This window comes from Elioraea sp. (genome assembly GCF_022842375.1).
Lineage (GTDB): Bacteria > Pseudomonadota > Alphaproteobacteria > Acetobacterales > Acetobacteraceae > Elioraea_A.
Map to the genome: position 1 here is coordinate 230,223 of NZ_JALHPR010000002.1, position 12,377 is coordinate 242,599.

A 12,377-nucleotide genomic window follows, 5' to 3' on the forward strand; every position below is an offset into this window, starting at 1 on the left:
GTCCCCTCTCAGCGCTTGGTTTTCGACGGCGCGCGCACGGCCTTCTTCGTCGCACGGCCCTTCTTGCGCGCGACGGTGCGGCTCTTCGCAGTCGCAGCACGCTCGACGCGCTTGGCCTGCGCCCCAGGCTTCGCCGGCAGTGCGGCATCGAAGATGCCCTTGCCCGGCGCGAGGGTGAGCGCCTTCGGCGGCAGCGCCACGTTCAGCACCGAGAGACCGCCCGCGGGGATCGAGGCGAGATCCTGCACAGCGGCGAGGAAGCGGTTCGCCTCGCGCGTCGTGATCAGCCCATCGGTCAATGTCTGGAACTTGCGAATGTAGTCGGGCCGCGCGAACGGACGTGCACCGAGGCTGTGGGCATTGGCCACTGCCATCTCGTCGACCTGCCTCGTTCCGTCCTTGAACAGGATCTCGATTCGGGCGCCGAAGGCCTTCTCGTTCGGATCTTCCGAATGATAGCGGCGGGTCCACTCTGGATCCTCGGTCGTCTCGATCTTGTGCCAGAGCGCGACCGTGGAGGGGCGCTTGGCCCGCCGGGGCGTGTAGCTGTCGACGTGGTGCCACCGCCCGTCCTCGAGCGCGACTGCGAAGATGTACATGATCGAGTGGTCGAGCGTCTCGCGCGAGGCGTTCGGGTCCATCTTCTGCGGATCGTTCGCGCCCGTGCCGATCACGTAGTGGGTGTGGTGCGAGGTGTGGATGACGATCTTCTCGATCGCCGAGAAGTCCTTGATCTGCGCGCGCATGCGGAAGGCGAGGTCGATCAGCGCCTGGCTCTGGTACTCGGCGCTGTGCTCCTTCGTATAGGTGTCGAGGATGGCGCGCTTGGCTTCGCCCGCCTCGGGCAGCGGCACCTCGTAGGTGTGGGCGCGGTTCTCGCGGCCGGCGAGCATCCAGGCGATGACGCTGTCCTCGCCCTCGTAGATCGGGTTCGGCGCACCCTCGCCGCGCATCGCGCGATCGACCGCCTCGACGGCAAGCTTGCCGGCATGGGCGGGAGCATAGGCCTTCCATGAGCTGATCTCGCCCTTGCGGCTCTGGCGCGTGCCGAAGCTGACATGCACCGCCTGCTGCACGGCCTGGAACACCACCTCCTGCTTCAGGCCGAGCAACGTGCCGATGCCGGCCGCGGCCGCCGGGCAGAGATGGGCGATGTGGTCGATCTTGTGCCGGTGGAGGCAGATAGAGCGCACGAGGTCGACATGGATCTCATACGACGTGGCAAGCCCGCGGATCAGATCCTTGCCGGACCGCCCCACTGTCTGCGCGACGGCGAGCACGGGGGGAATGTTGTCGCCGGGGTGAGAATAATCCGCCGCGAGGAACGTATCGTGGAAGTCGAGCTCCCGCACCGCCGTGCCGTTCGCCCAGGCGGCCCACTCGGGGCTCACCGTGGTCGCTGCCGGCATGCCGAACACTGTCGCACCCCCTTTCCGCGGGTGGGAGAGCGCCATCATCCGCGCCGACACCACCGGGCGGCGGTTGATGGCGGCGATGGCGACGGACGCGTTGTCGATGATCCTGTTCACGATCATCTCCGCCACGTCCTTCTGCACCGCCACCTTGTCGACGGCGACGCCGGCGATCTTCCAGGCAAGCTGGTCCTCGCGTGCGAGCAGGTCCTTCGACGGGTGGACGCGGACGGAATGGAGCTTCATGGGTGCCTTCTCTCCTCGCTCGGCTTCGCCTGCCGGTCCTGCGTGAGGCTCCCTCACTTGATAAGGACGGCAATGCGTTCTTGACTGGCGGCGCACCTACGTAGACCCGCCGCTTGCAGCGAAGCAAGCGCACCACATGCGCCCGGGAGACAAACCACCAATGACCGCAACGCCAAGCCACGCCGCAGAGGCCGATGCCGCCTTCGACAGCATCATCATCGGTGACATCGTCACGTCGGAGACCGTGATCACTGGCGGCTTCGTCGCCGTGCGCGATGGCAGGATCGCCGCGATCGGCGCCGGCACACCGCCCGCCGCCCGCGCCGTGTCGGACCATCGCGGCATGCTGGTGCTGCCTGGCCTGGTCGATGGCCACATGCACACATCCTCCGCCATGGGCTGGCCGGGCATCGAGCATGCCACGCGGTCAGCCGCGGCAGGTGGCGTCACCACCGTCGTCGACATGCCCTACGACGTGCCGAAATCGGTGACGGATGCCACGATCTTCCGCGAGAAGGTCGATGTCGTGAACGCAACGTCGCATGTCGATGTCTCCCTCTACGGCACCATCACCAAGCAGGGCGGCACGGGCGCGATCGCGGGGCTGGCCGATGCCGGCGCCACCTCGTTCAAGGTCTCCACCTATGAATATGACGCGGTGCGCTTCCCGCGGATCGACCACCCGGAGATGGAACGCGCCTTCGCGCTGATCGCCGAGACGGGGCTGATGGTCGCGGTCCACAACGAGGACCAGGAGCTGGTCGAGCGCCTGTCGGCCGCGGCGGTCGCCTCCGGCCGCACCGACCCGATCATGCATTGCCGCACCCGGCCGCCGCTGGCCGAGAACCTGGCGAACGTGACGATCTTCGAGATGGGACTGGCCACGGGAGCGCACGTGCACATCGCGCATTCCTCCCTTGCCCGTGGCTTCGACCTTGCCGCGATCTACCGCGACCTCGGCATGAACGCGTCGGGCGAGGCGTGCATCCAGTATCTCTGCATGACGGAGGACGACATCGTCCGCCTCGGCGGGCGCGGCAAGTGCAACCCGCCCTTCCGCACGGCCGAGGAGGTCGAGCGGATGTGGGACAGGCTCGCCAAGGGTACCGTCGCCTATGTCTCGACCGACCATGCCCCCTGGCCCGCCGACCGGAAGAAGGACCCCGACATCTTCAAGTGCGGCGCGGGGCTGACGGGGCTGCAGAGCTTCGCCCCACTGATGTTCTCGCTGCTGACAGAGCGCGGGCTGTCGCCCACGGTGATGGCCAGGTACTGCGCCGAGGAGCCGGCACGGTTCCACGGCCTGCTGCCCAAGAAGGGGCGCATCGCGATCGGGGCGGACGCGGATTTCTGCGTCATCGAGAAAGGCGCGTTCACGTTCGACGAGGCGATGATCGTCGATCGCCCGGAGTGCCGGTGGAGCCCGTATCATGGCCGCGCGATGGCGGGCCGCGTCGCCGCCACCTATCTCCGCGGGCAGGCGGTGTGGGACGGCACGGCGGTGCTCAACAAGGCCGGCAGCGGCCGGTTCGTGCCGCGCCAGAAGAAGGGCTGAGGCGATGGCACGGATCGTCCGCGTCGCTGCCTGCCAGATGGGGCCGGTGCAGCGGGCCGACGCGCGGCCGGCAACGCTCGCCCGCCTCATCGCCATGCTGGAGGAGGCGGCGGCAAAGGGTGCGACACTCGCGGTATTCCCCGAACTGCCGCTGACCACTTTCTTCCCGCGCTGGCCGATCGAGGACGAGGCGGAGCTTCTCTCCCACTTCGAGCCCGCGATGCCGAACCCGAACGTGCAACCCCTGTTCGACCGCGCGAAGGCGCTCGGCGTCGGCTTCTACCTTGGCTATGCCGAGCTCGATCGCGCGGCGTTCGACGACGGCCCCAACGGCAACGGGGCGGTGCGGCGGCGCGGCTACAACACCTCCATCCTCGCCGGGCGCGATGGGGCGATCATCGGCAAGTACCGCAAGGTGCATCTTCCGGGGTCGGAACGGGTGAAGACCGGCCAGAAATACCAGCAGCTCGAGAAGCGCTACTTCGCCTATGGCGACCTCGGCTTCCCCGCCTTCCGCACGCCCCCCGATCTCGGCGCCGGCATCATGGGGATGCTGATCTGCAACGACCGTCGCTGGCCGGAGGCATGGCGCTCCCTCGCGCTGCAGGGGGCGGAAATGGTGCTGCTCGGCTACAACTCCGCCGCCTATGACCCCAATGGCGGCGAAGGCGAGAGCGAGGAACTCCGCACCTTCCACTCCACCCTCGCGGCCCAGGCCAACGCCTACATGAACGCGACCTGGGCGGTGGCGGTGGCGAAGGCCGGCAACGAGGATGGCGCGGGGCTGATCGGCGGGTCCTGCATCGTCGATCCGAACGGCATCGTCGTCGCGCAGGCGAAGACGGTGGGCGACGAGGTGCTGGTGGCCGACTGCGACCTCGACGCGACACTGCAGGGCAAGACGAAGATGTTCGACTTCGCCGCGCATCGGCGGCCGCAGCATTACCGCCGCATCGTCGATCAGGTGGGCGCAGAGCCTCCCGCCTGACGGTTCAGGAGGAAGGCGCGGACGGTGTGGTCCTCGGCCAGCGCGATGGCCCGATCATAGGCCGCACCGGCATCGCCATGGCCGAGGCGGGAGAGGATCTCCGCCCGCATCGCCCACCAGGGCTGGTACGCCTCCGCTCCCGCGATGCCATCGAGCGCGGCGAGTGCCACCTCCGGCCCGCGCGCGGCGAGCAGTGCACCGGCACGGCCAACCTGCGCGCCGATGCTGGGCGCGTGCGCGACCAGCGCCTCGTAGAGCAGGGCGATCATCCCGGGCTCCGCAGGGTGGCCGAACAGCCGCCCGGCATGGGCTGACTGGATCGCTGCCTCCAACTGGTAACGGCCCGGGTTTCGCATCGGCGATGCGCGATAGAGGGCGCGCTCCGCCTCGAGGATCATCGCGCGGTTCCAGCGCGCCGGGTCCTGCGCATCGAGCGGCACGTAGGTTCCATCCGCCGCACGCCGTGCGAGGCGGCGCGCCTCGACATGCAGCGCGAGGGCGAGAAGCCCCAGCACCTCGGCATCCTCGGGCAACACCACTGCCGTCACGCGCGCGAGCCAGAGCGCCTCCTCCGCCAGCGCGCCCCCAGCAGCCGCATCGCCATGCCCGAGCGCGAGCGCGGCATAGACGGCATCCCGCACCGCGCCCACCCGCGCTGCCCTCTCCTCGGGTGCAGACTCCGAGAACGGGATGCCCGCATCGCGCAGCTTCGCCTTGGCGCGCGAGAGGGCCTGGCCCATTGCCGCCGGGCTCGCGAGGAAGACCGCGGCGATCCGCGCGGCGTCGAGGCCGAGCACGACCTGGAGCATCAGCGGCGCCTGGATCGTTGTGGCGATGGCCGGATGCGTGCAGGCGAACATCAGCGCGAGCCGTCGGTCAGGGATCGCGCCATCCTCCCCGACATCCTCGACGACGCGCGAGGTGAGGACGAGCGAAGGCGCGGCATTGCGTCGCACGCCGGCTGCCCGGGCGGCATCGACCAGACGCCGCCGCGCCGTTGTCAGCAGCCACGCCTCCGGCCGGTCAGGCACGCCCGATCGCGGCCAGGTGGAGAGTGCTGCGGCCAGCGCATCGCCAAGCGCATCCTCGGCAGCGGCAATGTCGCGCGTCCGCACGGCGAGGAGAGCCACGAGACGCCCGTAGCTCTCCCGCGCCACACGCGCGACCTCCGCCCCGGTGGTCGCTGCCGTCACGCCGCAGCCGGCGGCGGCGGCGGCAGGACAGGGCGGATCTCGACGGCGCCGTTCAATGCCGCTGGCGCGCGCGCTGCCCAGGCCAGCGCCGCATCGAGATCGGGAACGTCGATGATGAAGTAGCCGCCGATCATCTCCTTGGTCTCGGCGAACGGCCCGTCCTCGACGTGACGCTGGCCGTTGCGGATGCGCAGCGTCGTCGCCGTCGCCGGCGGCTGGAGGCCGTTGCCGCTGACCATCACGCCGGAGAAGCGGACGGCCTCGGCATAGGCCATCCACCCGCCCCAGTAGCCTTCCGCCTTCTCCGGGTGGTCACGCTCGCTCATGGCCGCCGCGGTCTCGAGCATCGTCAGCATGTAGTGCATGGGTGTTCCCCTCGTGATGCGAAGCGGGCTGCTTCGACCATCATGACGCGGCGGTAGCGGCGATTTCGACAGGGCTGCGGGATTTTCTTGTGCCCCGGTCCGTGCTGGACTGCAGAGACAAGGCAAGGAGGGACGGATGGCACGTCGCATCACCGTTGGCGCAGCGCAGCTCGGCGCGATCCAGAAGGCTGACAGCCGCCAGGTGGCGGTCGATCGCATGCTCGCGCTGATGGCGGAGGGGCACCGGCGCGGCGTCGAGCTCATGGTGTTCCCCGAACTCGCGCTCACCACCTTCTTCCCCCGCCACTATGCCGAGAACGTCGCCGACGCCGACCACTGGTTCGAAAGCGCCATGCCCTCGAACGAGACGGCGCCGCTGTTCGAGGCGGCCCGCCGCTACCGCATGGGCTTTCACCTCGGCTACGCGGAACTGACCACGGAAGCCGACGAGACGGGAACGGTGCGGCCGCGCCGCTTCAACACCGCCATCCTGGTGAACCCCGACGGGCGCATCATCCTGAAGTACCGCAAGGTCCACCTCCCCGGCCACGCGGAGTTCGACCCGAAGCGGACGGTGCAGCATCTCGAGAAGCGCTTCTTCGAGGTGGGCAACCTTGGCTTCCCCGTCGTGCGCTCCGGCATGGGGCGCGTGTCGGACGGGTTGAACATGGGCATGATGATCTGCAACGACCGGCGCTGGCCCGAGGCGTGGCGGGTGATGGGGCTGCAATCGGTCGAGATGGTGCTGCTCGGCTACAACACGCCCTCGATCAACCAGGACGCCAAGGGCTGGGAGGCGCATCACCTGCGGGTGTTCCACTCCCATCTCTCGATCCAGGCCGGCTGCTACCAGAACGCCACCTGGGGGGTGGGCGTCGCGAAGGCCGGCATCGAGGATGGGTGCGAGCTCTTCGGCCACTCGATCATCGTCAACCCGCAAGGCGAGATCGTCGCAATGGCCGATAGCTGGGACGACCAGCTGGTGACGCATGATTGCGACCTCGACATGTGCCGGCTCGGGCGGACGAGCATCTTCAACTTCGCCGCCCACCGGCGGCCGGAGCACTACCAGCGCATCGTCGCGCAGGTCGGCGCCGTCGAGCCGCCGGTCGTCTGACCAGGAACGGGGGGAGGCGGGAGCGCGCCAGCCGCCCCCTCACCCCGTCCTCTCCCGCAAGCGGGAGAGGGAACGCCCCGCACCACCCCGCAACACGGTCCCCTCTCCCCCTCGGGCGGAGAGGGTGAGAGTGGGTGGGACGGGCTGGTCGTGAAGCGGCGGAGGGCACCGCCACCGCTCAGGAGCGCGCAGCGAAGGCGCGTTCGAGCTCGTCACGCTCCGGGCACATGGCCTCGCAGACACGCCGGAGGGTCGCGAGATGCGCCTCAGCCTCCGCGCGCGCATCATCCTCGAGCAGCATCACGCCGTAGTAGGCGAGCGCCCAGCGGTTCTCGGGCTCAAGCCTGAGCGCGAAGCGATAATGCACGCCCGCCTCCTCGCGCCGGCCGACGTTGCGCAGCGCGAAGGCAAGGTACACATGGATGTCGGCCACCATTGGGTCACGTTTGGTCGCCTCGATCAGGAAGGGGATCGAGAGCGCGAAGCGCCCCTGGTCGACCAGCGCCTCGCCCTGCACGCGATCCTCGTCCGCGTCCGGGCTCGCCGGCGGTGGCGGCATCGCGGCGGCCCCACCCATGCCGAGCATGAGGGACAGCGCTATCGCGATCCTCATTCCGCTGCCTTGCCGAGTGCTGCGCAGCGGCCAGGCAGGACGCGCGCAAGCGCTGCCGCCGCCGCCGCCTGTGCGGGCTCGACCACGGGCACGCCAGCCGCCTCCTCGATCGCGGCACGGTGATGCGCCATGCCGGCACAGCCGAGCACGATCGCCCCCGCCCCTGACGCTGCCAGTTCGCGGCCGACCGCAACCATCCGCGCCCGCACGGCAACGGGGTCGAGCAGCGTCTCCATCGTCACATCCAGCGGGATTTCGGCAGCGAGCCGCCCCTCCACCCCCATCTGCCGCAGCGCCAGCGCATGCCGGGCGACGGAGGCGCGCACCAGCGCGATGACGCCGAACGTACCGCCAAGCGCCAGCGCCTGTGCCACGGCAGAGGAGAACATGCCGAACACGGGACGGGCCGTCGCCTCGCGCGCGGCAGGCAGGGCGGGGTCGGACGCGCAGGCGATCACGAACGCATCGGTCACCGCCTCCTCTCGCCTGATGCAGGCAAGGATGGGGCCGGCGGCGGCGAACCAGTCCTCCCACGAATAGATCGCGGGCGGCCCTTCGGGCAGCGAGACGACATCGAGCGCCGGCTGGCCAGGCACCGCGAACGGCGCGAGCGCTGCCGCGATCCCGTCCCCACAGGCGGTGGAACGGTTCGGGTTGATGAAGAGGATGCGTCCGGACATGCCCGCCACTCTGCGTGAGAACCACCCCCGGCGCCAAGTGTGGCGCAACAGGCTTGCTTCAGTGTCATCAAGCGATCACCATGGTGCAGCGCAACAAGAAGGAAGCGCCAGCGCGATGGTTCCTTGGCAACCGAGCAGCCGTTCGGTTCCCGCTCCTGCATGGCCGAAGCCGCCCTTCTGGACGGCACTCGGGCGGGGCGCGGTGAACCGCTGTCCCATCTGTGGCCAGGCGCCACTCTTCGCCGGGTTTCTTCGCGTGCGCGACAGCTGCCCGCATTGCGAGGCCCCGCTCGGCCGCATCCGCGCCGATGACGCGCCGCCCTACTTCACCATCGTCATCGTCGGGCACATCGTCATTCCCCTGATGCTGATGGTCGAGCGCCAGCATGAACCCGCTCTCTGGGTCATGGCTGCGATCTTCCTGCCGATGACGCTCGTTCTCTCGCTGCTGTTCCTCCGCCCGGTCAAGGGGGCGACGGTGGGGCTGATGATGCGCCTCGGCCTCACCGGCCGCGAGCAGGGGCCGGATGCCCCAGGCGACCCGCCGCGCACGGGGGGCTGATCCGCGATGCCGCAGAGCAGCCGCATCGCGCAGCTCGTGCTCGAAGGCGAGACGCTGATGCGCCTCAACGATGAGCTCGAGGGTGATCGCGCCACCGCGGTGGCCGACCTGCTGCACGAGAACCGCTTCGTTCCCGCTGGCGCCCCGGATGGGCCATACACGCTGCATCTCGGCCTGGTCGAGGGACGGCTCGCCTTCGATATCCGGCACGCAACCGGCGAGCCGATCACCGCGATCGTGCTTGCGATGGGTCCGTTCCGGCGGCTGATCAAGGACTACCTGATCATGGTCCACGCCCATACCGAGGCCGTGTCTGAGGGGCGCGAGGGGCGCATCCAGGCGATCGACATGGGCCGCCGCGGCCTGCACAACGAGGCGGCGGAGCTTCTGCGCACGCGGCTCGACGGCAAGATCGAGGTCGATTTCGACACGGCGCGGCGCCTGTTCACCCTGATCTGCGTGCTGCACCAGCGCATCACGCATTGAGGGCGGGAGGAGGCGCGATGCGGATCGGTGGCGAAACGACGCGCAGCATCCGGCCAGGTGCGACCCGCGCCTCCTTCTCCGTGCTGGACCAGACGCTGCTGCCCTGGCGCGTCGCGTGGGTCGACATCGCGACGCCCGAGGCCGCCGCGGTCGCAATCCGCACGATGCAGGTGCGGGGCGCGCCGCTCATCGGCGCGACCGCGGCCTTCGGCCTCGCCCTTGCACTTCGCGATGACGGCAGCGACCGCGGGCTCGCCGCAGCGGCCGCGATGCTTGCCGCGACACGGCCGACGGCGATCAACCTCGCCTGGGCGCTCGCCCGCGTCTCACGTGCCGCCGCAGCGCTGCCACTGCGCGAGCGCGCCGCACGTGCCTGGGACGAGGCAGTTGCGATAGCCGACGAGGATGCTGCCGCCTGTGCCGCGATCGGCCGCCATGGAACTCCCCTGCTTGCAGCGATCGCCGCGCGCAAGGGGCGCGTGAACGTGCTCACCCACTGCAACGCTGGCTGGCTCGCGACCGTGGACTGGGGCACTGCGACCGCGCCGATCTATGCCGCGCATGATGCGGGCATCCCCGTCCATGTCTGGGTGGATGAGACGCGGCCGCGCAACCAGGGTGCCGCGCTAACGGCGTTCGAGCTCGGCGCGCATGGCGTTCCCCACACGGTTGTCGCCGACAACGCGGGCGGGCACCTCATGCAGAACGGGATGGTCGACATCGTTCTCGTGGGCTCCGACAGGGTGGCGCGCAACGGCGATGTCGCGAACAAGATCGGCACCTACCTCAAGGCGCTCGCGGCCGACGACAACGGCGTGCCGTTCTGGGTGGCGCTGCCGCACAGCACGATCGACTGGCAGGTCGCGGACGGTATGCGCGATATCCCGATCGAGGAACGATCCGCCGACGAGGTGACGCATGTGTCGGGTGCGGCGGCGGATGGATCACCGATGCGCGTGCGCGTGGCAGCGCCCGGAAGCGCTGCCGCCAACCCTGCGTTCGACGTGACGCCCGCGCGCCTCGTCACAGGCTTGATCACCGAGCGCGGGCGGTGCGCGGCCTCGGAGGCAGGCCTGCGCGGGCTCTATCCGGAGGCTGGCTGACTGCGGCTTGCGCCCAGCCAGTTGACCAAGAGCACGGGGAAGACGATCGCCGCCCCGATCAGCGTCGGTGTCAGCCCTGGCGCGATCATCAGCAGGCTCGCGGCCAGCAGCGGCGCGCGGGAGAGCCAGCCCATCGGCGCGAAGGCATAGCCCGTGAGTGCAACGCCGAGCGCGCAGACGCCGACCGCGCAGGAGACGGTGACCAGCAGGAACTCGGTGATCGTGAACCCGGGGGCGACGATGAGCATGGCCGGCGAGTAGGCGAACACGAACGGCACGAGCGCCTTGGCCGAGCCGAGGCGGAAGGCGGTCAGCCCCGTCTTGAACGGGTTCGCGCCCGCGATCCCCGCCGCCGCGTAGGCAGCGACGCAGACCGGTGGCGTCAGGTCCGCCAGCAGGCCGTAGTAGAAGATGAAGAGGTGGGCCGCGATCGGCGGCACGCCCAGCTGCTCCACCGCCGGGGCGGCGATGGCGGCGAGAACGATATAGAGCGCGGTTGTCGGGATGCCTGCGCCCATCGCGATGCAGGTGAGTGCGACGAAGAGCAGCGTCAGGAACAGCGTGATGCCCTGCAGGCTGGCGAGCTCGAACGGCAGGATCGCGAAGATCGGGTGGATCGACGACGCAAGGTTGCCGGCCGCCTGGGTGACGACGAAGGAGAGACGGAAGGCAGCCCCCGTCAGCGTGATGACGCCGACCACGATGCCGACAGCCGCCGCCGCCACACCCACGGCCAGCGCATATTTCGCCCCCGTCTCCAGCGCGTCCCACAGGTCCCGCAGCGTGATGCGGTGCATCGGGTTCAGGAAGCCCACGACAACGCAGGCGGTGATGCCGTTGAACGCGGCCAGATAGGGCGTGTAGCCGCGCATGATCGTGCCGACGAGGATGATCAGCGGGATCACGGTCGGCCAGCCGCGCTTGATGGTGTGCCACACGCGCGGCAGCTCGCTCTCGTCCATGCCGCGGATGCCGGTGCGCTTGGCCTCGAGATGCACCTGGATCAGCACGCCGAGATAGTGCATCGAAGCCGGAACGATCGCGGCGACGATGATGGTCGTGTAGGGAACGCCGAGGAACTCCGTCATGATGAAGGCGGCCGCGCCCATGATCGGCGGCGTGATCTGCCCGCCGGCACTCGCCGCCGCCTCGACCGCGCCGGCGAAGGTTCCGCGATAGCCGATCTTCATCATCGCCGGGATGGTCAGGCTGCCCGTCGTCACCGTATTGGCGATCGAGGAGCCGGAGATCGTGCCGAAGAAGGCGGAGGACAGCACCGACACCTTCGCCGGCCCGCCCGGGTACTTGCCGGCAGCGGCCGTGGCGAGGTCGATGAAGAACTGGCCGAGGCCCATCTTCGTCGCGATCACGCCGAAAAGGACGAAATGGAACACGAAGCTCGCCACGACCTTGATGGGGATGCCGAAGATCCCCTCCTGCGTCATGTAGAGCTGGCTGACGAAATTGCCGAAGCTAGCGCCAGGGTGGGCGAGAACACCAGGCACGAGATAGCCGAACAGCCCATAGAAGATGAACACCATCACGATGATCGGCAGAACGATGCCCATCGATCGCCGCGTCGCCTCCAGCACGAGCACGATGAGGATCGTGCCCCAGATCAGGTCCCACGTGTTGGGAACGCCGATCCGGAAGGTGAGCTCGTTGAAATTGATCGGCAGGTAGAAGACCGCTGCGAGCGAGAGGGCGGCCAGCAGCCAATCCGTCACCGGCACGCCGGCGAGGCGGGGGATGATGCCAGGGGCGTCGGTTTTTCCCGCACCGAACAGCAGGAAGATCAGCCCGAGAACGGCGCCGAGATAGATCGCGTTGTGCCAGTGCTCGGCGGGCAGGCCGAAGCCGGCGGTATAGTACTGGTAGAGGGAGAGACCGACGAGGACGAAGGTGACGATGCGGCCCGGCACGCCATGCAGCGTGCGGAAATTCAGCTCCTGGTCGTACTTCCGTTCGAGCTCTGCCGCCTTGTCATAGTCGATCGACGTGCTCATCGGCCCCTCTGCAATGAATGCGGCGGATGGAGGGGACCCTCCACCCGCCGC

At 69.0% G+C, this 12,377-nt stretch carries 12 protein-coding genes; 6 read left to right on the forward strand and 6 right to left on the reverse strand.

The genetic code is table 11. The features are described from left to right. Positions 1-8: 8 nt before the first annotated feature. Positions 9-1,658 (reverse strand): MmgE/PrpD family protein, encoded by a 1,650-nt coding sequence (locus Q0C38_RS02920; RefSeq protein WP_291295553.1) that lies wholly within the window; start codon positions 1,656-1,658, stop codon positions 9-11. Between the two features lie 160 nt (positions 1,659-1,818). Between Q0C38_RS02920 and Q0C38_RS02925 the strand changes: the two genes are divergently transcribed. Both Q0C38_RS02925 and Q0C38_RS02930 read left to right on the forward strand, forming a co-directional pair. Continuing rightward, positions 1,819-3,213: a dihydroorotase family protein gene (locus Q0C38_RS02925; RefSeq protein ID WP_291295554.1), complete on the forward strand. Its 1,395-nt coding sequence runs from the start codon at positions 1,819-1,821 to the stop codon at positions 3,211-3,213. Positions 3,214-3,217: 4 nt separating this feature from the next. Next, entirely contained in the window at positions 3,218-4,201 is a 984-nt protein-coding gene (locus Q0C38_RS02930) for an N-carbamoyl-D-amino-acid hydrolase (protein WP_291295555.1), read from the forward strand. On the opposite strand, the gene Q0C38_RS02935 is transcribed toward Q0C38_RS02930, so the two are convergent. Further along, on the reverse strand, positions 4,174-5,394 hold the full coding sequence (locus Q0C38_RS02935; protein ID WP_291295556.1) for an RNA polymerase sigma factor: 1,221 nt from the start codon (positions 5,392-5,394) through the stop codon (positions 4,174-4,176). The genes Q0C38_RS02930 and Q0C38_RS02935 overlap by 28 nt on opposite strands. Beyond that, on the reverse strand, positions 5,391-5,759 hold the full coding sequence (locus tag Q0C38_RS02940) for a YciI family protein (RefSeq protein WP_291295557.1): 369 nt from the start codon (positions 5,757-5,759) through the stop codon (positions 5,391-5,393). The genes Q0C38_RS02935 and Q0C38_RS02940 overlap by 4 nt, the downstream gene beginning before the upstream one ends. Positions 5,760-5,895: 136 nt before the next feature. Between Q0C38_RS02940 and Q0C38_RS02945 the strand changes: the two genes are divergently transcribed. After that, a complete protein-coding gene (locus tag Q0C38_RS02945) occupies positions 5,896-6,876 on the forward strand; it encodes an N-carbamoyl-D-amino-acid hydrolase (RefSeq protein WP_291295558.1) in 981 nt (326 codons plus the stop codon). 178 nt (positions 6,877-7,054) lie between these two features. Here the strand turns inward: Q0C38_RS02945 and Q0C38_RS02950 are convergent, their stop codons facing one another. Beyond that, entirely contained in the window at positions 7,055-7,489 is a 435-nt protein-coding gene (locus Q0C38_RS02950; RefSeq protein ID WP_291295559.1) for a hypothetical protein, read from the reverse strand. Then, on the reverse strand, positions 7,486-8,169 hold the full coding sequence (locus Q0C38_RS02955; RefSeq protein ID WP_291295560.1) for an aspartate/glutamate racemase family protein: 684 nt from the start codon (positions 8,167-8,169) through the stop codon (positions 7,486-7,488). The genes Q0C38_RS02950 and Q0C38_RS02955 overlap by 4 nt, the downstream gene beginning before the upstream one ends. Positions 8,170-8,371: 202 nt before the next feature. Between Q0C38_RS02955 and Q0C38_RS02960 the strand changes: the two genes are divergently transcribed. Genes Q0C38_RS02960 through mtnA form a run of 3 tightly spaced genes read left to right on the forward strand, consistent with a single transcriptional unit; the run spans position 8,372 to position 10,320 of the window. Further along, positions 8,372-8,731, forward strand: a complete 360-nt coding sequence (locus Q0C38_RS02960; protein WP_291295561.1) for a DUF983 domain-containing protein — start codon at positions 8,372-8,374, stop codon at positions 8,729-8,731. Positions 8,732-8,737: 6 nt separating this feature from the next. After that, positions 8,738-9,217 (forward strand): UPF0262 family protein, encoded by a 480-nt coding sequence (locus tag Q0C38_RS02965; RefSeq protein ID WP_291295562.1) that lies wholly within the window; start codon positions 8,738-8,740, stop codon positions 9,215-9,217. A gap of 17 nt (positions 9,218-9,234) precedes the next feature. Then, complete coding sequence (gene mtnA / locus Q0C38_RS02970; protein WP_291295563.1) at positions 9,235-10,320, forward strand: S-methyl-5-thioribose-1-phosphate isomerase; 1,086 nt, start codon at positions 9,235-9,237, stop codon at positions 10,318-10,320. On the opposite strand, the gene Q0C38_RS02975 is transcribed toward mtnA, so the two are convergent. Continuing rightward, positions 10,302-12,326, reverse strand: coding sequence for a TRAP transporter permease (locus Q0C38_RS02975; protein ID WP_291295564.1), 2,025 nt, complete (start codon positions 12,324-12,326; stop codon positions 10,302-10,304). The two genes, mtnA and Q0C38_RS02975, sit on opposite strands and share 19 nt — an antisense overlap. Positions 12,327-12,377 lie beyond the last annotated feature (51 nt).